The organism is Rhodococcus koreensis (genome assembly GCF_900105905.1).
Classification (GTDB): Bacteria; Actinomycetota; Actinomycetes; order Mycobacteriales; family Mycobacteriaceae; genus Rhodococcus_F; species Rhodococcus_F koreensis.
This window is the reverse complement of sequence record NZ_FNSV01000005.1, coordinates 8,174,316-8,196,245: the sequence shown is the minus strand read 5'-3', so window position 1 is coordinate 8,196,245 and position 21,930 is coordinate 8,174,316. Positions and strand designations below refer to the sequence as shown.

The 21,930-nt window shown below is 68.4% G+C and carries 20 protein-coding genes; 4 read left to right on the top strand and 16 right to left on the bottom strand.

The annotated features are described in order from the left end of the window. Window positions 1-56 precede the first annotated feature (56 nt). Window positions 57-581 (top strand): TetR/AcrR family transcriptional regulator, encoded by a 525-nt coding sequence (locus BLV94_RS41945; RefSeq protein WP_072945313.1) that lies wholly within the window; start codon window positions 57-59, stop codon window positions 579-581. 4 nt (window positions 582-585) lie between these two features. Here BLV94_RS41945 and ilvA read toward each other — a convergent pair whose 3' ends face one another. Genes ilvA through BLV94_RS41930 form a run of 3 tightly spaced genes read right to left on the bottom strand, consistent with a single transcriptional unit; the run spans window position 586 to window position 4,245 of the window. Beyond that, window positions 586-1,938 (bottom strand): threonine ammonia-lyase IlvA, encoded by a 1,353-nt coding sequence (ilvA, locus tag BLV94_RS41940; RefSeq protein WP_072945404.1) that lies wholly within the window; start codon window positions 1,936-1,938, stop codon window positions 586-588. Window positions 1,939-1,981: 43 nt separating this feature from the next. Then, window positions 1,982-3,757, bottom strand: a complete 1,776-nt coding sequence (locus BLV94_RS41935) for a pyruvate dehydrogenase (protein ID WP_072945316.1) — start codon at window positions 3,755-3,757, stop codon at window positions 1,982-1,984. Between the two features lie 53 nt (window positions 3,758-3,810). Then, window positions 3,811-4,245 carry a nitroreductase family deazaflavin-dependent oxidoreductase gene (locus BLV94_RS41930; protein ID WP_072945406.1) on the bottom strand — a complete coding sequence of 145 codons (435 nt, stop codon included), beginning with the start codon at window positions 4,243-4,245 and terminating at the stop codon, window positions 3,811-3,813. A 170-nt stretch (window positions 4,246-4,415) separates the two neighbouring features. Here BLV94_RS41930 and BLV94_RS41925 point away from each other — a divergent pair, with 170 nt between their 5' ends. Then, window positions 4,416-4,652, top strand: coding sequence for a hypothetical protein (locus BLV94_RS41925; RefSeq protein WP_072945318.1), 237 nt, complete (start codon window positions 4,416-4,418; stop codon window positions 4,650-4,652). An 18-nt stretch (window positions 4,653-4,670) separates the two neighbouring features. Here BLV94_RS41925 and dnaE read toward each other — a convergent pair whose 3' ends face one another. The 5 genes from dnaE to lspA all read right to left on the bottom strand — a co-directional run bounded on the left by dnaE (window position 4,671) and on the right by lspA (window position 11,418). Continuing rightward, a complete protein-coding gene (dnaE, locus tag BLV94_RS41920; RefSeq protein ID WP_072945321.1) occupies window positions 4,671-8,207 on the bottom strand; it encodes a DNA polymerase III subunit alpha in 3,537 nt (1,178 codons plus the stop codon). A gap of 98 nt (window positions 8,208-8,305) precedes the next feature. Continuing rightward, window positions 8,306-9,223, bottom strand: coding sequence for an EamA family transporter RarD (gene rarD, locus BLV94_RS41915; RefSeq protein ID WP_072945328.1), 918 nt, complete (start codon window positions 9,221-9,223; stop codon window positions 8,306-8,308). Beyond that, window positions 9,220-9,897 carry a hypothetical protein gene (locus tag BLV94_RS41910; RefSeq protein WP_072945331.1) on the bottom strand — a complete coding sequence of 226 codons (678 nt, stop codon included), beginning with the start codon at window positions 9,895-9,897 and terminating at the stop codon, window positions 9,220-9,222. The genes rarD and BLV94_RS41910 overlap by 4 nt, the downstream gene beginning before the upstream one ends. 1 nt (window position 9,898) lies before the next feature. Then, entirely contained in the window at window positions 9,899-10,825 is a 927-nt protein-coding gene (locus tag BLV94_RS41905; protein ID WP_005260233.1) for an RluA family pseudouridine synthase, read from the bottom strand. Further along, window positions 10,822-11,418, bottom strand: a complete 597-nt coding sequence (gene lspA, locus BLV94_RS41900; protein WP_174705524.1) for a signal peptidase II — start codon at window positions 11,416-11,418, stop codon at window positions 10,822-10,824. Before lspA ends, BLV94_RS41905 begins: the two co-directional genes overlap by 4 nt. 51 nt (window positions 11,419-11,469) lie before the next feature. Between lspA and BLV94_RS41895 the strand changes: the two genes are divergently transcribed. Together BLV94_RS41895 and BLV94_RS41890 are read left to right on the top strand one after the other, a co-directional pair. Next, the gene (locus BLV94_RS41895; protein ID WP_072945336.1) at window positions 11,470-12,423 is read left to right on the top strand and encodes a hypothetical protein; all 954 of its coding nucleotides are present in this window, start codon (window positions 11,470-11,472) and stop codon (window positions 12,421-12,423) included. Further along, window positions 12,423-13,175 (top strand): sensor domain-containing protein, encoded by a 753-nt coding sequence (locus tag BLV94_RS41890; RefSeq protein ID WP_072945408.1) that lies wholly within the window; start codon window positions 12,423-12,425, stop codon window positions 13,173-13,175. The genes BLV94_RS41895 and BLV94_RS41890 overlap by 1 nt, the downstream gene beginning before the upstream one ends. 100 nt (window positions 13,176-13,275) lie before the next feature. Here BLV94_RS41890 and BLV94_RS41885 read toward each other — a convergent pair whose 3' ends face one another. The 8 genes from BLV94_RS41885 to BLV94_RS41850 form a co-directional block, all read right to left on the bottom strand. Next, the gene (locus BLV94_RS41885) at window positions 13,276-13,776 is read right to left on the bottom strand and encodes a WKL family lipoprotein (RefSeq protein ID WP_012688046.1); all 501 of its coding nucleotides are present in this window, start codon (window positions 13,774-13,776) and stop codon (window positions 13,276-13,278) included. Window positions 13,777-13,926: 150 nt separating this feature from the next. Next, complete coding sequence (locus BLV94_RS41880) at window positions 13,927-15,276, bottom strand: DNA polymerase IV (RefSeq protein WP_443096528.1); 1,350 nt, start codon at window positions 15,274-15,276, stop codon at window positions 13,927-13,929. Window positions 15,277-15,307: 31 nt separating this feature from the next. After that, window positions 15,308-18,472, bottom strand: a complete 3,165-nt coding sequence (ileS, locus tag BLV94_RS41875) for an isoleucine--tRNA ligase (protein ID WP_072945341.1) — start codon at window positions 18,470-18,472, stop codon at window positions 15,308-15,310. A 259-nt stretch (window positions 18,473-18,731) separates the two neighbouring features. Then, window positions 18,732-18,983 (bottom strand): hypothetical protein, encoded by a 252-nt coding sequence (locus tag BLV94_RS41870; protein ID WP_072945343.1) that lies wholly within the window; start codon window positions 18,981-18,983, stop codon window positions 18,732-18,734. A 49-nt stretch (window positions 18,984-19,032) separates the two neighbouring features. Continuing rightward, the gene (gene wag31, locus BLV94_RS41865; protein WP_072945346.1) at window positions 19,033-19,878 is read right to left on the bottom strand and encodes a DivIVA-like cell division protein Wag31; all 846 of its coding nucleotides are present in this window, start codon (window positions 19,876-19,878) and stop codon (window positions 19,033-19,035) included. A gap of 102 nt (window positions 19,879-19,980) precedes the next feature. Beyond that, window positions 19,981-20,283 carry a YggT family protein gene (locus BLV94_RS41860; RefSeq protein ID WP_072945348.1) on the bottom strand — a complete coding sequence of 101 codons (303 nt, stop codon included), beginning with the start codon at window positions 20,281-20,283 and terminating at the stop codon, window positions 19,981-19,983. Between the two features lie 133 nt (window positions 20,284-20,416). Next, the gene (locus BLV94_RS41855) at window positions 20,417-21,094 is read right to left on the bottom strand and encodes a cell division protein SepF (protein ID WP_072945350.1); all 678 of its coding nucleotides are present in this window, start codon (window positions 21,092-21,094) and stop codon (window positions 20,417-20,419) included. Window positions 21,095-21,179: 85 nt separating this feature from the next. Continuing rightward, complete coding sequence (locus tag BLV94_RS41850) at window positions 21,180-21,905, bottom strand: YggS family pyridoxal phosphate-dependent enzyme (protein WP_072945411.1); 726 nt, start codon at window positions 21,903-21,905, stop codon at window positions 21,180-21,182. Window positions 21,906-21,930 lie beyond the last annotated feature (25 nt).

The following is a 21,930-nucleotide window of genomic DNA, read 5'->3' as shown; positions in this document are numbered from 1 at the left end:
ACCTTACCGTGAACCGTCCGGACGGTAAAGTTATTTCCCGGGTACAGTCCCTCACCATGGCTGCCGGTACGCGCGATCGAATACTCGACGCCCTCGAGAAGCTGCTGCTCGACGTGGGTATAGCCCAGGTGACCCTCGAAGCCGTCGCTGCGGAGGCCGGGGTGTCCAAGGGCGGACTGCTCTACCACTTCCCCAGCAAGGAAGCGCTTCTCGCCGCGATGGTGCGCCGGCTCGGCGAGCGGGCGGACGCCCAGCTCGCCGACGCCGTGTCCGGCGGCACCTCGCTGTCCGAGTGGTATCTCCAGGTTCCCGACGCGAGCACCACCGAGGAACTCGCCCTCTATCGTTCGACCATCGCCGCGCTACGGAGCGTCGACGGTCAGCACGACGAGATCCAGAAGGCCGTTACCGAAGTGATGCGCGGCTGGGACGAAGGTCTCCAGAGCGAGATCGACGATCCCGTGCAGGCCGAGATCGTGCGCCTCGTCGGCGACGGCATCTACCTGGCCGCTCTGCTCGGGCTCCCCATGCCCGAGCCCGAGCTGTACACGAAGGTCGTCGCGCGGCTGCTGCAGAAGTAGCGGCTCAGGTGAGGTAGCGGTAGGCGGGGCTCCCCGGCTCCAGGCGTTCCACCTGCATCCGGGACTGCTCCATCCGCTCGAGCAGCTCGCCGAGCCCCTCGGCCTTACCGAGTTCGATACCCACCAGGGCGGCGCCGGTCTCCCGGTTGTTGCGCTTCACGTACTCGAACAAGGTGATGTCGTCCTCGGGGCCGAGCACCTCGTCGAGGAAGCGGCGGAGCGCGCCCGGCTCCTGCGGGAAGTCGACGAGGAAGTAATGCTTCAGGCCTAGATTCACCAGCGAGCGTTCCAGGATCTCGCCGTACCGCGAGACGTCGTTGTTGCCGCCGGAGATCAGGCACACCACCGTGGAACCCGGTTCGAACGTGATGTTCCCGAGGGCCGCCACCGACAGGGCGCCCGCGGGCTCGGCGATGATGCCCTCGTTCTGGTACAGCTCGAGCATCGCGGTGCACAGCGCGCCCTCGTCGAGGTTGGTCATCACGAACGTCTCCGGATCGAGCCGGATCGTGGACGCCCCGCCGGCCTGGCCCAGCGACGTGTGCGTCACCACCTCGGCGCCGAGGGCGGAGACCACGGCGTAGGGCAGGTCGCCGACCCGCTTCACCGACGCGCCGTCGACGAACGGGTCGATCTCCGTCAACGTCACGGGACCACCGGCGACCAGGGCCGCCGTCATCGACGCCGCTCCCGTCGGCTCCACGCCGACGATGGCCGTGCGCGGTGCGTGCGCATGCAGGTAGGTGGCGATGCCGGCGATGCACCCGCCGCCGCCGACCGGGACCAGGACGGAATCGGGGGCCGCGCCGAGCTGGGCGAGGATCTCGGCGGCGATGGTGCCCTGACCGGCCGCGGTCCGGGCGTCGTCGAACGGCGCAACCATCGTCGCGCCCGTCCGCCGCACGTCGGCGGCGGCCGCAGCGGCGGCGGCGTCGTACGTCTCCCCCGTCAGGATCAGCTCGACGAACTCGCCGCCGTGCGCACGGATGCGGTCACGCTTCTGCTTGGGTGTGCTCGACGGGACGTAGATGCGGCCGGTGATTTCCATTGTGCGGCAGGCGAACGCGACGCCCTGCGCATGGTTGCCTGCGCTGGCGGTCACGACTCCGGCGGCACGCTCGGCGGCGTCGAGCTGGGCCATGAGATTGTAGGCGCCGCGAAGTTTGTAGGAGCGCACGACCTGCAGGTCTTCACGCTTGAGGTAGACGTTCGCGCCGGTCAGGGTCGACAGGCGGTCGCTCCACTGCAGTGGGGTGGCGTCGATCACGTGGGAAATTCGCTCGATAGCCGCGTCGATATCGCCCACCGTCAGGGGCGAGGTGATGTTCTGGGCTGCGGTATCGGGCGATGTGGACACCCGGATATGTTCCCACTCTCCGGCCATGGGATACCAGTCGGGTTCAGCCGCGCGGATCGAACTGGGACGGTCGCGGCACGTTCCGGACGTTCGACTTCGCCATTTTCACGGCCTCGCCGACACCCCCGTTCATCACCATCTTCGACAACGCCAGTGCGAAACCGGTGAGCTGCCCACCCGTGATGGTCGGCGGCAGCGACAGCGCCAACGGGTCGGTGACGAGATCGACGAGGGCCGGTCCGTCGTGATCGAACGCCTGACGCAGACCCGATTCGATGTCGGCCGGATCCTCGATCCGGCGGGCGAAGATGCCCAGCGCGGACGCCACCGCCGAATAGTCGACCGGCGCGACGTCGACCCCGAAATCCGGCAGCCCGTCCACCAGCATCTCCAGCTTGACCATGCCGAGAGTGGAATTGTTGAACACCACGACCTTGACCGGGAGCCGGTACATCGCGACCGTCACCAGTTCCCCCAGCAGCATCGACAGCCCGCCGTCGCCCGACACGGACACCACCTGCCTGCCGGGCGCGCACACCTGGGCGCCGATCGCGTGCGGCAGGGCGTTCGCCATCGATCCGTGCAGGGCCGAGGAGAGGAAACGCCGCGAGCCGTTCGGCGTCAGGTAGCGCGCCGTCCACACGTTCGACATTCCCGTGTCCGTGGTGAAGATCGCGTCGTCGGCAGCGAGATCGTCGAGGATCGACGCGGCGTACTCGGGATGGATCGGGACGCGCTGCTTGGCCGGTTTCGTGTACGCGCCGACCACCTTGTTCATCAGCATCCGGTGCTTCTCGAGCATGTCGTCGAGGAATCGGCGGTCGTCCTTCCGCCGGATCAGCGGGACGAGCGCACGCAACGTGCTCTCCACGTCGCCGTGCACCGCCAGATCGACGTCCGTTCTCCTGCCGATTCGCTGTGCGGCCCGGTCGATCTGCGCGGTGCGGACGCCGTCGGGGAGGAACTGGTTGTACGGGAAGTCCGTTCCGACGAGCAGCAGGAGATCGGCGCCGTGCATCCCGTCGTGCGCCGCCCCGTACCCCAGCAGCCCCGTCATCCCGACGTCGAAGGGGTTGTCGTACTGGATCCATTCCTTGCCGCGCAGGGTGTGACCGATCGGCGCACCGATCGCGTCGGCAAGGCCCAGCAACTCCTCGCGTGCCGCGCGCACCCCTTCCCCGGCGAAGATCGCGACCTTCCCTGCCGCGTTCACGGCGTCCGCGAGTGCCTGCACGTCGGACTGGTCCGGCACGACCGACGGCGCAGCCGTGCGCGGCACCGACGGCGCCCGCCCCTCGGCGGGGCGGTCCGCGATGTCACCTGGCAGGGTGATCACCGCGACGCCGGACAGCGCGGTCGCATGCGCGATGGCGGACGCCATGACGCGCGGGGCCTGGGCGGGACTTCCGATCAGCTCCGTGTACCGGGAGCACTCGACGAACAGCCGGTCCGGGTGGGTCTCCTGGAAGTAGCCGAGACCGATCTGCTCGCTCGGGATCTGCGCCGCGATCGCGAGCACCGGCGCCCCGGACCGGTCCGCGTCGTAGAGACCGTTGATCAGGTGCAGATTGCCCGGCCCGCACGAGCCGGCGCAGACCGCCAGTTTGCCGGTGACCTGCGCCTCCGCGGCCGCGGCGAAGGCGGCGGCCTCCTCGTGCCGGACGTGGATCCAGTCGATGCCGCCGTTGTCCGCCCCGCCCGAACGCCGGACGGCGTCGACGACGGGATTGAGGCTGTCGCCCACGATTCCGTAGATCCGCCGGACGCCGGCGTCCTGGAGTTGACGTACCAGTTGATCGGCAACGGTTTTCGCTCTCATCGGGCCTCCGGTCGGGGACGGTCGAACGGCGAACGACAGCGGCGGGGCGAGACTCAGGCGGGTTCGAGCACGAACACCGGGATCTCCCGATCGGTCTTGGTCTGGTACTCGGCGTAGTCGGGGAACGCGGCGACAGCCCGCTCCCACCACGTGGCCTTCTCGTCGCCCGTGACCTCACGGGCCACCATGTCGCGGGTCGCCGAGCCGTCGCGGAGTTCGACGTGCGGTTCGGCCTTCACGTTGTAGTACCAGACCGGGTTCTTGGGGGCGCCGCCGAGCGAGGCGACGATCGCGTACGTCCCGTCGTGCTCGACACGCATCAACGGCGTCTTGCGGATCTTGCCGGATTTCGCGCCCCGGGTGGTCAGCAGGACGACGGGCCTGCCGCCCAACGTCGTGCCCTCGGCCCCGTCGGTGGATTCCATCAACTCGGCCTGATCCGCTGCCCACTTGGACGGACTGGGTTCGTATTCACCTGTGAGTGGCATGCGTCCAGTCAACACCTGATCCGCGAGAGCCCGCCACCGATTCCACCGAACCAGCGCGCATGCGAAGGACCGCATCCGTTTGTTCGTTGCGCCGAACTCCGGATTCCGAGTACCCTGATCGCACGCGGGGCCGTCCGCTCCCCCGACCCACTCCAGTGAGGTGACCTGCGATGACGACACACGACGCTTGGGTGCGCCGCGATGTGCCCCGCAGCACCCCCGCCCGGACCGTCGATCTGGCCGGCACCGAGTGGCCCCTCTACAAGCTGGAGGCCCTGGCAGTCGCGCTGCTGGTCTTCGTCACGATCCTCGTCGTCACCCAGACGCTGCAGGCGGCCGTTCTCACGGCCGCCGCTGCCGCCGTCGTGGTGTGGTGGGCGCGGCGGCTCTTCCCGCCGCGCTCGTAGCCTCACCCATCGAAGCGATCAGACGGACAGGCAGCTCGGTCCGAGCAGCGCCTTGAGGTCGCCCATCAACGCCGACGACGGTTCCACCCGGAGCACGTCGTCCACCTTCCACAACGTGACCTCGGTGCCGCCGATCAACCGCACGTGCACGTCCGAGGTGCCCGGATGGCGGGTCAGCACCTGACGCAGCGCGCCGATCTTGTCCTTGGTGCACTGACGCAGCGGCAGACTGACCGCCAACGGCTTCGCTACCCCCACCGCCGAGAGGTCCGGCACCGCAAGGTCGTTGGCGATGAGTGAGATCCGGTCGTCACGGATCGACACGCGCGCCTTGACGAGCACCACGGAGTCCTCGGTGACATCCATCCCGTACACCGAGTAGGCCTGCGGGAAGAACAGCACCTCGATACCACCGGTCAGGTCCTCGAGCTGCGCGGACGCCCAGGTGAGACCGTTCTTGTTGATCCTCCGGTTCACCGACGCGAGGATGCCGCCGACGGTGACCTGGGTGCCGTCCTTGATGTCGCCTTCGAGGATGGTCGGGATCGCGGTGTCGGACTGCGCCGACAACACGTGCTCGACACCGTTGAGCGGGTGCCCGGACACGTACAGTCCCAGCATTTCCCGTTCCAGCGCCAACCGGTGCTTGGAGTCCCACTCCTCCTCGGGGATCTTCACGTTGAACACCGAGGCGATCGACTCGTCGGCGTCGTCGCCGCCGAACAGGTCGAACTGGCCGATCGCCTCCGCCTTCTTGGTACCCATCACCGCGTCGATGGCGTCGGCGTGGACGAGCATGAGCCCCTTGCGCGGGTGGCCCAGCGAGTCGAATCCGCCTGCCTTGATCAGCGATTCGGTGACCTTCTTGGAGCAGGCGGCCGCGTCGATCTTGTTGAGGTAGTCGGAGAAGTCGACGAACTTGGACTTCTCCTTGCGCGCCTTGATGATCGAGCCCACCACGTTGGCACCGACGTTGCGGACGGCGCCCATGCCGAACCGGATGTCCTCACCGACGGAGGCGAAGTTGACCTCCGATTCGTTGACGTCCGGCGGCAGCACGGTGATGCCCATCTTGCGGCAGTCCGCGAGGTAGACGGCGGCCTTGTCCTTGTCGTCACCGACCGAGGTGAGCAGACCGGCCATGTACTCGGCCGGATAGTTGGCCTTGAGGTACCCGGTCCAGAACGACACCAGGCCGTACCCGGCGGCGTGCGACTTGTTGAACGCGTACCCGGCGAACGGGAGGATGGTGTCCCACAGCGCCTTGATGGCGGGCTCGGAGAACTCGTTGGCGAGCATGCCCTCGCGGAAACCGGCGTACGCCTCCTCCAGCACCGACAGCTTCTTCTTACCCATGGCGCGGCGGAGAATGTCGGCCTGCCCGAGCGAGTACCCGGCCACCTTCTGCGCGATCTGCATGATCTGCTCCTGGTAGACGATCAGGCCGTACGTGTCGGCCAGGATCTCCTTCAGGGGCTCCTCGAGTTCCGGGTGGATGGGTTTGACCTCTTGCCGCCCGTTCTTGCGGTCGGCGTAGTCGTTGTGCGCGTTCATGCCCATCGGACCTGGCCGGTACAGCGCGAGCACCGCGACGATGTCCTCGAAGCCGGTGGGCTGCATGCGGCGCAGCAGATCGCGCATCGCACTGCCGTCGAGCTGGAACACGCCGAGAGTGTCGCCGCGCGAGAGCAGTTCGTACGTGGCCGTGTCGTCGAGCGCGAGGGTGTCGAGATCGAGTTCGATCCCCCGGTTCGCCTTGATGTTGTCGATGGCGTCACCGATGACGGTGAGGTTCCGCAGTCCGAGGAAGTCCATCTTCAGCAGGCCGATGGCCTCGCACGACGGGTAGTCCCAGCCGGTGATGATGGCGCCGTCCTGGGCGCGCTTCCACACGGGAATCGCGTCCATCAGCGGTTCGGACGACATGATCACCGCGCAGGCGTGGACGCCGGCGTTACGGATCAGGCCCTCGAGCCCCTTGGCCGTCTGGTAGATCTTCGCGACGTCCGGGTTGGAGTCGATGAGGGCGCGAACCTCCACCGCTTCCTTGTAGCGCTCGTGGTTCGGGTCGGTGATGCCGGACACCGAGATGTCCTTGGCCATGATCGGCGGCGGCAGCGCCTTGGTGATCTGGTCGGCGATCGCGAAACCGGGCTGACCGAACTGGACGCGGGCGGAGTCCTTGATGGCCGCCTTCGTCTTGATGGTGCCGAACGTGATGACCTGGGCGACGCGGTCGCTGCCCCATTTGTCCGTCGCGTAGCGCACCATCTCGCCGCGACGGCGGTCGTCGAAGTCGATGTCGATATCAGGCATGGACACGCGCTCGGGGTTCAGGAACCGCTCGAACAGCAGGCCGTGCGGGATGGGGTCGATGTTGGTGATGCCCATCGCGTAGGCGACGAGCGAACCGGCGGCCGAGCCTCGGCCGGGGCCGACCCGGATGCCGACCTCGCGCGCGTGGTTGATGAGGTCGCCGACGACGAGGAAGTAGGCGGGGAAACCCATTTCGAGGATGACGCCGATCTCGTAGTCGGCGCGGGCCAGGTACTCTTCGGGCGGTCCGTCGGGGAACCGGCGGTCCAGCCCGCGCATGACCTCCTTGCGCAGCCAGGTGCCCTGCGTCTCGCCCTCGGGGACCGGGAAGATCGGCATCCGGTCGTGGTGCGCCCACACGTCGTCGTACGGCTGGACACGCTCGGCGATGAGGAGGGTGTTGTCGCACGCGCCGGGGACCTGGTCGTCCCACAGGGCCCGCATCTCCGCGGCGGACTTGAGGAAGTAGCCGTCACCGTCGAACTTGAACCGGGTGGGGTCGGACAGCGTCTTGCCGGTCTGGATGCACAGCAGCGCCTCGTGGTTCTCCGCGGCGTCCTTCGTGACGTAGTGGCAGTCGTTGGTGGCGAGCGGCGGAATCTCGAGCTTCTTGCTGATCTCGAGGAGGCCCTCACGCACGCGTCGCTCGATCGACAGCCCGTGGTCCATCAGCTCGAGGAAGAAGTTGTCCTTGCCCCAGATCTCCTGCCACTTGGCTGCCGCCTCGAGCGCCTCGCGGTCGTGGCCGAGTCGCAGCCGCGTCTGGATCTCGCCGGACGGGCAGCCCGTGGTCGCGATGATGCCCTCGTGGTGGGTGGCGATGAGGTCTTCGTCCATTCGCGCCCACTTGCCGAGCTGACCTTCGATCGACGCGAGCGAGGACAGCTTGAACAGGTTCCGCAGACCGGTCGCGTTCTCGGCGACCATCGTCATGTGGGTGTACGCGCCGCTACCGGAGACGTCGTCGGACTTCTGGCTGCGGTCGCCCCACAGCACACGCTTGGTGTTGAAGCGGGACTCGGGCGCGACGTACGCCTCGATGCCGATGATCGGCTTGATGCCCTGGTTCTTCGCCACGTTGTAGAACTCGCTGGCGCCGTACATGTTGCCGTGGTCGGTCATGCCCACCGCCGACATCTCCAGCCGCGCGGCCTCTTCGAACAGGGGGCCGACCTTGGCCGCACCGTCGAGCATCGAGTACTCGGTGTGATTGTGCAGATGTACGAACGAGTCAGCCACGTGCGCCTCTCTGAAGGTCTGGGAGCCTCACGAGTGTAGGCCCTCGGACCGACAGCTCCGGTCGCCGACAGCGGGTGTCGGCGAAGTCGTGACGCGAGTTACGGGACGGGCGCCTGGGACGGGGCGGGATTGCGCCGCTCGCGCCGGACCCGTACCAGCGCATCGGTACTGAAGATCGCGAGCGCCACCCAGATCAGGGCGAAACCGATCCACCGCGACGCGGGCATGTCCTCGTGGAGAACGGCGACGCCCCACGCCATCTGCAGCGCCGGTGTCAGGTACTGCAGCATGCCGAGTGTGCGCAACGGCACCCGTTGCGCCGCGGCGCCGAACAGCAGCAGAGGCAGGGCGGTCACCGGGCCTGCGGCCATCAGCAGCAGGGTGTGCCCGACCCCGAACCCCAGGAACGTGCCTGCGCCGGTGAGGGCGAGGAACACGAGATAGCCGACCGCGACGGGTGCGGCGACGATGCCCTCGGCCGTGAGGCTCGTCCGCGGATCGAGCGGCATCACCTTCTTGCACAGCCCGTACAGCGCGAACGAGGCGGCCAGGGTGAGCGCGATGTACGGCGGATGCCCGTAGTCGACGGTGATCACGATCACCGCGACGGCGGCGAGGGCGAGCGCGACGATCTGGGCGGGCACGAGCCGTTCCCGGAAGATCACGACCCCGAGCAGCACGCTCACCAACGGGTTGATGAAGTAGCCGAGCGCGGTCTCGACCACCCGGTCCGACGTGACCCCGTAGATGTAGGTGCCCCAGTTCACGGCGATGGCCGTCGACGCGGCCGTGACCAGCAGCCAGGTGCGCGCGCTGAGCCCGCGCAGCGAGCGGAGCCGGCCCGAGACCGCGAGGACGACGAACATGAGTGCGAGCGTCCACACCACGCGGTGCGCGAGGATCTCCACCGACCCGGCCGGGCCGAGCAGACCGAAGAACGCGGGGAACGCACCCCACAGCACGTAGGCGCCGACTCCGCAGGCGGCGCCCACGGTTTCCGCCTTCCGCGCCGTCACGAACCGCTCCCCGGGACGGCCCCGTCGTCGGGGCCGGGCGCGACGGTCTCGACCTGCTCCGGCAGCAGCGGGCGCACAGCGAACCGCCCGGCCACGGCGTCGGCGCCGAGCGCCTCGACCGCCCGGACGTCCGGTTCGGACCGCAGCGCGGCCAGCGCGTCGTGATCACCGCGGACGACGACGCCGATCACACACGCGCAGTTCCGGGCGAGTTCCGCCGACGAGACCGCCGCGACCTGCGCCTGCCGCGCCGTCTCTCCCGTCATCGCCTGGACGCGGCCGGCGGCCAGGACGCTCGCCCGGGCGAGGGCCGCGTCGCCTGCCGCGACGGACACGGGCACGAGGGGGGTCTGCACCCGGCCGAGCGGCACGCGGAAGAGCACCTGCGACACCCGGGTGCCGGGGGCGGCGCCCCGGACGGTCTCCGTGGTCACCGGACGCGTGAACGAGACCAGCGCCCAGTGCTCGTGGCGACCGTCCGCCTCGTCGAGCGATCGGTCCGCCCGAGCCAGGTAGTCGGCCACCGCTTCCCCGTTGTCCGGGCCCAGCGTGTCCGTCGACACGGGCGCCCGCCGAACGGGGTTCAGTGCCCCGAGCACGACCGTCACCGCGATCAGCACGACGACGGTGAGCACTGCCGGCACCGCGGCACCGCCGGGGCGCGGGAGCCGCACCTCAGCTCGCCCGCAGAACCCCGAGAGCGTCCTCGAGATCCTTCGGGTACTTGGACGTGATCTCGACCCACCGCCCGTCCGCGGGATGCGCGAAACCGAGCGACCGGGCGTGCAGCCACTGGCGCTCCAGCCCGAGGCGCTCCGCCAGCCGCGGATCGGCCCCGTACGTGAGGTCGCCGCAGCACGGGTGCCGCAGCGCCGCGAAGTGGACGCGGATCTGATGGGTCCGGCCCGTCTCCAGGTGGATGTCCAGCAGGCTCGCCGCCTGGAACGCCTCGACCGTGTCGTAGTGGGTGATGCTGGGCTTGCCGTCGGCGGTGACGGCGAACTTCCAGTCGTTGCTGCGGTGCCTGCCGATCGGCGCGTCGATGGTTCCGCTGCTCGGATCCGGGTGACCCTGCACCAGCGCGTGGTACCGCTTGTCGATGGTCCGCTGCTTGAACGCACGCTTGAGGAGTGTGTAGGCGCGCTCCGACGTGGCCACCACCATCACTCCGGACGTGCCGACGTCCAGCCGGTGCACGATGCCCTGACGCTCGTGCGCACCGGACGTCGAGATCCGGAAGCCCGCGGCGGCGAGGCCGCCGATCACCGTCGGACCGGTCCACCCCACGCTGGCGTGGGCCGCGACCCCGACCGGTTTGTCGACGGCGACCACGTCGTCGTCGGCGTACAGGATCTCCATGCCCTCGACGGGTTCCGCCTCGATGGTCAGCGGCCGCGGCGGTTCGGGCAGTTCCACCTCCAGCCAGGTGCCTGCGGACAGCCGGTCGGACTTGCCGACGGGCGCGCCGTCGACGAGCACCGAGCCTTCCTCGGTGAGCTGCGCGACCGCGGTGCGCGACAGACCGAGCAGCCGGGCGAGGCCGGCGTCGACCCGCATCGCTTCGAGCCCGTCCGGGACCGGCATCGACCGTGTTTCCCTCACTTCTCTACCCCCTTACGTGTTCCGTCCGGTTCCAGCCCCACCAGCGTGAGCACGACGAGCAGGATCGCACCGCACACGATCGCGGAGTCCGCCACGTTGAACACCGGCCACCAGCCGACGGAGACGAAATCGACGACGTGCCCCTGCATCACTCCGGGGGCCCGGAAGAACCGGTCGACGAGATTGCCGAGGGCGCCCCCGAGCACCAGCCCGAGACCGAGCGCCCACCACGGCGACCGCAGCGTCCGGCCGATCCGGACGACGCCGATCACCACACCCACGGCGACGAGGGTCAGCAGCCACGTCATGCCGGTGGCCATGGAGAACGCCGCGCCCGGGTTGCGCACGAGCCGCAGCGAGACGAGGTCCCCGATCAGCCAGACCGGGCGGCCGGGCTCGATGTTGGCGACGGCGAGGATCTTCGTCAGCAGGTCGGTCGCGAGGATCGTCCCTGCGATCGCGAACAGCAGCAGCCTGCGCTGATGCTTCGCCGGCCGGGGGGCTACGGCGCCGGACGTGTCACCGTCGTTCCGGTCTTCGGCGTCGGTCTCGTTCTCTGCCGTGGGGTCTTGACTCACCCGTTCATCATCCACTACGGAGGCAAGCCTCCGTTCACGCGCTCCCGCGCGCACTAGCCTGGGGTCGTGCCACTGTTCTCGAAAGCTCTGCGACCCGGATTCTGCCTACTCGCCGCAACCCTCTCCCTGGTCGCTCTGACCGCCGGGTGTGGAGGTGACGGCGACTCCTCGGAGTCGACCCCCGCAGGGTCCACGTCCACTCCCGCCGAAGTGACCGTCCCGATCTCCGCCACCACCGTCGAACTGATCCAGCCCGGCGAGGAACCGCGGGAGGTGATCTCGCGGAGACCGCCGGCGGGAGTCACGCAGGACGTCCAGCTGACCACGGACGCGCAGGTGTTCCAGCAGATCGACGACCAGCCCGCCCAGGACTTCTCCTCCCCCCAGGTGACGCTCCCCCTCACCGCGGCCCTCGGCCGGGCGACCGAGGACGCGGACGGCGGCACCACCGTCGACCTCACGCTCGGCGACGTCACCAGCCCCGACGGCCGCCTCGGCAGTGCGCTCGAAGCCAGTGCCGGTTCCGGCGCCGGCTTCACCGTCGATCCCACCGGTGCGATCACGGCGCTGCGCCTGCGACCGGACGCCGAGTCCCAGGACATCGCCCGCTCCGCGATCGAGCAGGCCTTCTACCAGGCCGTGTACCGCACGGTCCCGTTTCCGGCGGAACCGGTCGGCGTGGGCGCCCAGTGGACGATCCGCCAGCAGGTGATGAGCGGCATCGCCCTCGACCAGACGACCGTGGCCACCCTGACCGCGCGGGACGGCAACCGCCTCACCGTCGACTACACGATCGACCAGAAGCCGAAGTCGCCCGTGTGGGAACTGCCCGGAGAGGCAGGCACGCTGAACGTCGACCAGTACGTGATGCAGGGCTCGGGCACCATGACCGTCGACCTCGGTCTGCCGCTGCCGGTGTCCGGGACCGTGACCGTGGGCGGTGACCAGCAGTACAGCGACCCCGACGGCGCCACCCGCCTGCACCAGACCACGTCGAACTCGGTCCGGTGGGGTTCCTGATGCGCCGCGGACCCGTCGCCGCCTCCTGCTCCTTGCTGGCCGTGCTCGCGCTGTCGGCGTGCTCGTCGAACGCGTCCGGCGACGCGGGCGACGCCACCGCGCTGGAGCCGCTCGGTCCGGTGGTGACCGCCGCGCCGGACGCGGCGGGTACACCGTTCGCCGATCAGGCCGCGCTGAAGGCGGCGCTCCTCGACGTCGGCGACCTTCCCGTCGGATTCACCCCGGTGCCCGATCCCGAGGACGATCTGGGGTTGCCGCCGGCGTCGGAGTCGGCGGAATCCGACAAGTCGAGCACGGATCCCGCGGACTGCGGCGCGGTGCTGTCACCGGTCGCGGACCAGCGCGCGGGAGCGGCGGCCTCGGCGTCCGGCTGGTTCACCGGCCCGGGCTTCGCGACCATCGACCAGGACGCGGCGAGCTACGCCACCGGCGCCGATGCGTCCCAGGCCTTCGCCGCGGTGCAGGAGCGGCTGCCGGGATGCACCCAGTACAGCGGCACGGACGCCGACGGCGTGCAGGTGCAGTACCGGATCGGGGGCCGCGAGCAGCAGCCCGCGGGCGACGCGTCGACGGCGTTCCGGCTCGTCACCACCAGCGAGGGCGTCAGTCTCGTCTCGGACGTGGTGGTGGTCGTCGTCGGCACCACCGTCACTCAACTGGTCGCGACGGGACAGGACCCGATCGACGCCGGCGTCTTGAACGGCCTGACGAGCACCGCCGTGGCGAAGCTCGCGCCCGCACCCGCCGGCTGACCCGGCCCCCGTAGACGACCGATGCCGGCGTCCCCGAGGGGACACCGGCATCGGTGCGGGAACGCGGCGATCCGTCAGGACCGCACGGTTCGGCCTGGAATCAGGCAGGGCATGCAGGCGAGGTCAGCTGCGCGAGCGACACGATCTGGCATGCGGTGATCTTCGACAGCTTCCACGTTCCGTTCTCGCCGGGAACGAAGATGGCCGGAACGCCACCCTGCTGGACCTGGCCGTTGACGGTCAGCTGCAGCTGGCCGCTGGCGGTGCCGTCACCGTTGTCGATGACCGGGTCGAGAACGGTGACCTCGGCGTTGTTGGCCTTGGCGGCCGCGGCGACCTGGTTGATGAGCTCCGGATCCTGCTCCGAGCCCTCGACCATCGCGGACTTGACCTCGAGCGGCGTCGCCGGGTCGAGGCCCTGCACCAGAAGCGCGTTGAGATCGGCCGCGGTGGGCACCTCGATGGCTTCCGAGGTCTCGGCAGCTGCGGAAGTCGTCGTCGTGGTCTTGGCCGCCGTGTCGCCCTCGTCGGAGCCACACGCGGACATCGTGAGGGCTGCGGCGATTGCAACTCCGGCAACCGTGATCTTACGAAGCTTCAACTCAATAACCTCTTCATTCTCGGTGTTCGTTCTCGGACGATCTGAGCTCGTTCGCTACCCGGGCGACATTACCCAAGGGTAGGCATCAGCGCCCGAGGCTACCTTCTCGTGGAGCCGGTCTCCACTCCCTCGTTCGGGCGGCGGGTCCGGTCACGCGAGCGAGCCTTCCACATCGGCCGGTTCGAGCTGCCCGTCGTCCTCCTTGAAGGTGCGGGCCTTTCCCGGACCCGTTGTGCGCGTTTCGAATCGAACGGTCACGACACCGTGCCCGGCACCCTGCACCCAGCCGTGGCCGAAGTCCGGGTGCGCCACGTCGAGACCGGGATGCCACCGGGTGTCGATCGCCCGGGCGGGTGCCGGGACGGGCTCGGAGAGGCCGTCGTCACCGGCCGCCTCCGTGATCTTCGACTCCTGGTATCCCGGCACGTCCAGGTCCAGTTCGGGGAACAGCGAGCCCTGGCGCACCGTCGACAGTCCGGCGAACCCCACCCCGACCAGACGCACCGGCCCGAGTTCGATCGGGTCGATCACCTGACGCTGCGCGGCCGCGACCAGAATCTGACGGTCGAGTGTCGCGTAGGGCAGCGTGACCGAACGCGTCACGATGCTCATGTCCGACTTCTTCAGCTTCAGCACCACCGTGCGCGCGGCCCGGCCGTCCTTCTGCAGGCGCACGAACGCGGACGCCGCGCTCGACTCGACGGCGCCCCGCAGTTCCGCCATCGTGACGATGTCGGTGGCGAAAGTCGTCTCCGCACTGACTTGTTTGGACTCGGCACGCTCGGCGACCGGCCGATTGTCGATGCCCTGCGCCAACCGGTGCAGGCCCGGTCCGATCGTGGTGCCCAGAATCGACGCGACCTCCGATTCGGGGGTCCGCGCGAAACCGCCGATGGTCTCGATGCCGAGCCGCTTCAGTTTCTCCTCCGCGACCGGGCCGATGCCCCACAGCTTCCGCACCGGAAGCTCGTCCAGCACCGCGTGCTGCTCGTCCGGCGAAATCACCGTGATCCCGTCGGGTTTGGCGAGACCGGACGCGATCTTGGCCACCTGTTTCCCCGACCCGGCCCCGATGGACGCGACGAGCCCCGTCTCCCCGAGGACCAGGGCCCGCAGACCCTCGCAATAGCGTTGCACCGCGGCCGCATCCGCTCCGGCCAGTTCGGTGGGTTCGCCGAACGCCTCGTCCATCGACAGCTGCTCGAGCACCGGCATCGGCCCGCGGAGCGCGTCGAACACGGACTTGCTGAGCATGCCGTACAGCCGGCCCCGCGGCGGCAGCACCACCGCACCCGGGCCCACCAGCCTCCGGGCCTGATGCATCGGCATGGCCGACCGCGCGCCGAACACCCGCGCCTCGTAGCTGGCCCCGGCGACGACACCGCGTCCGCCGAGACCACCGACGAGAACCGGGCGGCCGCGGAGCGTCGGCCGGGTGAGCTGCTCGACGGACGCGAAGAACGCGTCCATGTCGAGGTGCAGCACCCACCGACGACTCACCTGGTGCAAAATACCCGCCCGGTCCGACAGGTCACGCCTTCGTGATCGCCGCCCGCACACCCTCACCGAGTTCGACGGCATCGCCCGGCGCTTCGGCCAGTTCCAGCTCGACGGCGAGGATCTCGCCCGCGATCAGTTCCCGGTGCGCGAGCGCCCAGTCCCGCCGTTCCGCGGGCACGTCGAGGACGACGGTGATCCGATCCGACACCTCGAGCCCGGCCGCGCGGCGCGCGTCCTGCAACTCGCGGATCCGGTCCTTCGCCCAGCCCTCGGCTTCGAGTTCCTCGGTGACCGCCGAGTCCAGGACCACCAGACCGGCCCCGTCGGGCAGGGCCGCCGTGGATTCCGGTTCGGCGGCGACGAGCCGCTGCGTGTACTCCTCCGGCAGCAATTCGATCCCCGCGGCGACGACGACGCCGTCCGAATTCTCCGACCAGTCACCGGCCTTCACGGCCTTGATGACGGTCTGCACGTCCTTGCCCAGCCGCGGCCCCGCGGCACGCGCGTTGACGACGAGCTCGAAGCGGCCGTGCACGTCCACGTCGGTGGTGAGGTCGACCTTCTTGACGTTGACCTCGTCGGCGATGAGACCGAGGTACGGGCGCAGCCGCTCCGCGTCCTCGGACGCGACCGTCACCTCGGGCAGCGGCAGCCGCACCCGCAGGTTCTGCGCCTTGCGCAGACCCAGCACCGTCGAGCACACCGACCGCACCTCGTCCATCGCCGACACCAGCTCCGCATCCGCGGGCAGTTCACCCTGGGCCGGCCAGTCCGCGAGATGCACGGACCGTCCGCCGGTCAGCCCCCGCCAGATCACCTCACTGATGAGCGGCAGCAACGGGGCGGCAAGCCGGGTGACCACCTCGAGCACCGTGTGCAGCGTGTCGACGGCCTCGGCGTCCTCGTCCCAGAACCGCGAACGCGACCGCCGCACATACCAGTTCGTCAACGCGTCGCAGAACGTGCGCAATTCGTCGCACGCCCCGGCGATGTCGTTCGTCTCGAGCGCGTCGGTGATGACGTCCCGGGTGCCTGCCAGCTTCGCGAGGATGTACCGGTCCAGGACGTTCGTCGAATCCGTGCGCCACTCACCGGACGTCGGCGCGTACAACTGCAGGAAGCTCCACGCGTTCCACAGCGGCAGCAGCGCCTGCCGGACACCCTCCCGGATGCCCTGCTCGGTGACGACGAGATTTCCGCCGCGCAGGATCGGCGAAGACATGAGGAACCAGCGCATGGCGTCGGAGCCGTCGCGCTCGAACACCTCCTTGACGTCCGGGTAGTTGCCCTTGGACTTGCTCATCTTCAGGCCGTCCTCGCCCAGGACGATGCCGTGGGCCGCAACGGTCTTGAACGCGGGACGATCGAACAGCGCCGTCGCCAGGACGTGCAGCGTGTAGAACCAGCCGCGGGTCTGCCCGTTGTACTCGACGATGAAATCGCCCGGGAAATGCGCAGTGTCATCCCCCGTCGCTCCGCTCGCCCCGATGAACCACTCCCGGTTCTCGAATGGGTAGTGCACCTGCGCGTACGGCATCGACCCGGACTCGAACCAGCAGTCGAGGACCTCCGGAACGCGCCGCATCATCGACTTCCCGGTCGGGTCGTCCGGGTTCGGGCGCACCAGATCGTCGATCATCGGGCGGTGCAGATCCGTCGGCCGCACCCCGAAGTCACGCTCGAGTTCGTCGAGGGAGCCGTACACGTCCGTGCGCGGATACGCCGGGTCGTCGGACACCCACACCGGAATCGGGCTGCCCCAGTACCGGTTGCGGCTGATGTTCCAGTCGCGGGCACCCTCGAGCCACTTGCCGAACTGTCCGTCGCGGATGTGCTCGGGCACCCAGGTGATGTCCTGGTTCAGCTCCACCATGCGGTCGCGGAACTTGGTGACCGCGACGAACCACGACGGGACCGCCATGTAGATCAGCGGCTGTCCACTGCGCCAGCTGTGGGGGTACGAGTGCTCGATCGTCTCGTGCCGCAGCAACTTTCCAGCAGCCTTGAGGTCCTTGATGATCACCGGGTTCGCGTCGAACACCAGGAGACCCTCGTACGGCGGCACCATTGCCGTGAACTTGCCGCCCGGATCGAGCGGCTGCACCAGTTCGATGCCGTTGCGGACGCAGTAGTCGTAGTCCTCCTCACCGAAAGCCGGTGCCATGTGCACGATTCCGGTACCGGACTCGGTGGTCACGTAGTCGGCGGACAGCACCACGTGCGCGTTGTCGTGGCCGGCGAAGAAGTCGAACGGCGGGTCGTAGCTGAGCCCGACGAGCTCGGAACCCTTGTGCTCGGACAGCACCTCCGGCGCCTCGCCGAGTTCGCGGGCATAATGCCCCAGCCGGTCCTTCGCGAGCACGTAACGCTTCCCGTCGCCGCCCGCGACCTGCACGTAGTCGATGTCCGGGTGCACTGCGACGGCGAGGTTGGACGGCAGCGTCCACGGGGTGGTGGTCCAGATGATGGCGTTGGCGCCGTCGAGCGGGCCCTCACCGCGGAGCGGCATGTCGACCGTGACGGCGGGATCCTGGCGCATCTTGTAGGCGTCGTCGAGCCGCGTCTCCTGGTTCGACAGTGGCGTCTGCTCGTACCAGCTGTACGGCAGCACGCGGAAGCCCTGGTAGATCAGGCCCTTGTCGAACAGTTCCTTGAACGCCCACATGACCGACTCCATGAAGTCGAGGTCCAGGGTCTTGTAGTCGTTGTCGAAGTCGACCCACCGGGCCTGACGGGTCACGTAGTCGCGCCACTCGTCCGTGTAGCGCAGCACCGACGATTTGCAGTACTCGTTGAACTTCTCGAGACCCATGACGTCGATCTCGGACTTGTCCTTGATGCCGAGTTGCTTCTCCGCCTCGAGTTCGGCGGGCAGCCCGTGACAGTCCCAGCCGAATCGGCGCTCGACCTTCTTGCCGCGCATGGTCTGGAACCGCGGCACCAGGTCCTTGACGTACCCCGTCAGGAGGTGGCCGTAGTGCGGGAGACCGTTCGCGAACGGCGGGCCGTCGTAGAACACGAACTCGGGGGCGTCCTCGCGCTGGGCGACCGAGGCCCGGAAGGTGTCGTCCTCGTCCCAGCCGGCCAGCACCCGCTGCTCGATCTGGGGGAACCGGACGCCGGCGTCCTGGGAGACGCCGTAGTCGACCTTGGGGTACGACTCGTTGCTGCTGGTCACGTTGCTGGTGTCGGTCACCGCGATCTCCTCGTGCCTGACGTACTCGGCACGGGGACGACGGGGACGCCTCCTGCGTCACCACCGCGGTACCACCCCGCTTGCACCCCGGAGGGCGCCTCTCGGTGCAGGGCTGTGACGGGCCCACCCGTTCGGTTCTACTGAGCCGGCGTGCCGGCCGTTCTTCCGAAGGCTCCCCGGTGATGGCCGGATCGTCGCCACGAATCGGTTACTGAATTGTTCGCTGTATGCAGTCTAGCCGCCACCGCCGGACGGCAACTCAGTCGGGCTCGTCGGATCCGGGTGTCGTGCCCGTATCCGCTGCGGGACCGCGCTCACCGGGAACGCCGCTCGCGGGTTGCCGGGGCACGACCGCGGCCTTCTTACCCGCGAGGGCGCTGACGAGCAGCAGGACCGCTCCGGCGACACATACCACGATGCATCCCCAGGCCCACACGACCGAACCGGTCATGAGAGCCACCACAAGGAGAGCGAACCCCACCGCTGCAAAAGCGAGTGTCACGACCAGCACGGCTCAACCTCTATCCGGGCCGCTGGCTGGGCAACTACCGCGCGCTCAGTCAGCTATTGCCCTTGGCGTAGGACTGGCTGTAATTGGACTGCGATCCACCCTGCGCGAACGAATCCTGACCGCCGTCCACCGGAACCGCGGATCCTCGCTGCTCCAGTTCCTCGAGCTGCGACTCCAGGTACGACTTCAGGCGCACACGGTATTCGCGCTCGAACGTCTTGAGCTGCTCGATTCGACCCTCCAGCACGGAACGCTGCTGGTTGATCGTCGCCATGATCTCGGTGTGCTTCTTCTCCGCGTCCGCCTGCAGCGCGTCGGCCTTCTCCTTGGCCTGGCGCAGCTGGGTCTCGGAACGGGTCTGAGCGTCGGTGATCAGTGCTTCCGACTTCTGGCGGGCGTCCGAGATCATCGTCTCGGAGCGGGTCCGCGCGTCGCCGACCAGCTGCTCCGAGTTGGTGCGCGCGTTGCCGAGCAGCTGCTCGGACTCGGTCTTTGCGTCGCTCGTCAGCCGGTCTGCCATTTCCTGGGCGAGACCCAGGACCTTGGCGGCCTGCATGTGAGCGTCGGCGCCCTGGGCGGGGGCGGCGGCAGCCGCGGCGGCCGGAGCCGGAGCGGGCGCCGGAGCCTTGGGCTGCTCGACGACGCGCGCCGGCTCCGCCTTGGGGGCGGGAGTCGGTGCTGCGGACGTGGAGCGGGGAGCCTTCTTCGCATCGGCGAGCTCCTTGTCGAGCTCCCCTACTCGCTGCCGAAGGTCGGCGTTCTCCTCGATCAGGCGCGACAACTCTTGCTCGACGAGGTCGAGAAACGCATCGACTTCGTCTTCGTTGTAGCCCCGCTTACCGATCGGTGGCTTGCTGAACGCGACATTGTGCACATCAGCGGGAGTCAGCGGCATGGAAGGATCCCTTCACGCGTCATTTGGCGGTCTAGCAAGCATTCAGTTACAGCGCAGTCTACGTAACGGTGAAACAAGACTGGATCAATGGGGTCCATTCTGTCACACCACTCCCGCGGCACGCGCTTGTCCCTGAACGATCGACATCAGGATGAAGACGATGAACAGCAAGACCATGATGGATAGATCCAACCGCACCCCACCGAGATTGATCGGGGGGATCAACCGCCGAAGCAGTTTGACCGGTGGATCGGTGACCGTAAAAATCGCTTCGAGAATGACGACCACGACGCCGGTTGGCCGCCAGTCTCGTGCGAAGGTCCGTACGAACTCGACAATGATTCTGCCGATGAGTAGCAGCCAAAAGACAAACAGTATCAAGTAGATCACCGAGAACAAGGCCACACCTTCACTCTGCCTGAGAATGTCCGGCCGATCAAAACGAGCCGCGTGGCCAGGGCGTTCTGCGCCACAGCCGTCGCGGCTCGCGTCGTGTCGGACGTTCGGATCCCGATGGTCGTTTCCCCCGCTCCCCGGCTTACTTCTGGCTGTAGAAGCCGGTTTCCGCGATGCGGCGGCGCTCCTCGGCGGACACGTCGATGTCTGCAGGTGAGAGCAAGAACACCTTCGTGGCCACCTTGTCGAACGAACCACGCAGTGCGAACGCCAGGCCGGCGGCGAAATCCACGAGGCGCTTGGCGTCGGCGTTGCTCATCTCGACCAGGTCCATGATGACGGGGGTGCCGTCACGGAACCGCTCGCCGATCGTGCGGGCCTCCCCGTAGTCGCGGGGACGGAGCGTGGTGATCTTGGACAGAGGGCCACCTTCGTCGAAGAGGGGTCCGCGACGGCTCTCGACCCGGTCGGAGCGCGTGTCGACGGCGAGCGCGCCGCGGGTGCTGCCGCGCACAGCACCGCTCGCGCTCGGACGGGCCGACCGGACGGCCACGGGTTCGACCCGGGACGAGTGCCGGGGGCTCTCGTACCGGTCGAAGTCGTCGTCGAGGTCGTCCCGGCGACCGGGCGCGTAGGCGGCCTTGCTGAAGGCCGGTTCGGCGAAGTCACGGTCGTCACGGTCGAGGTACGGATCGCGTCCACTGTCGCGCGCCGGTCGAGCGGGCCTGCGCGCAGGTTCCGGCTCGTCCAGGTACTCGTCCTCGTAATCGTCGAGGGGAACCATGCCGAAGTAAGCCTTGAACTTGTGCAGACTGCTCATTGATCGACCTTCCTTGGCGCGGCGGACAGGATCCAACTGCGACCGGTCGCAGCGGTGTGGACGGGTTGGCGATCACCTGAGCGATCTATTTCGAGGTTATAGGCCTCGAACCCAACAGCGCGGTTCCGACACGCACGCAGGTGGACCCGTGTCGGACAGCGTGCTCGAGATCATTCGTCATGCCCGCCGAGAGTTCCGTCGCATCCGGATGGTCGCGCTGCAACCTCGCGTGTATGTTGTGCAGTTCCTCGAACGCCGCGTCCGGGTCGGCGTCGATCGGCGGAACCGCCATCAGTCCGCGGTACTCGAGCCCCGGCGACGACTGCACCTGCGCGGCAAGGCGATCGAGATCGGCGATCGCGGCGCCGCCACGCTGCGGGTCACCGTCCAGGCTGACCTGCAGCAGCACCCGCAGGGGCGCGGGCCGCTCCCCCGCCTCCAATGCGGTGGCCGCCGCGCGGCCGAGGGCGCCGACGAGTCGTTCGCTGTCCACCGAGTGGATCGCATACGCCCAGTGCGCGACCGCCTTCGCCTTGTTGCGCTGGAGATGCCCGATCATGTGCCACCGCACCGATGGGTCCGTCACCGCGGTGCGGAACTCCGCGATCTTGGCGGTGGCCTCCTGCTCTCGCGACTCCCCGAACTCACGGCAGCCGAGGTCGTACAGGATCCGCGCGTCCGATTCGGGGAAGAACTTCGTGACGGGCAGGAGCGAGACCTCCGACGGTTCGCGACCGGCGTCCCGGCATGCCGCGTCGAGCCGTGCGCGCACGGCGCCGAGCGCAGCCTCGATGTCCCCGACCCTGCTCATCGTTTCCACTCCCACACCGAATCTC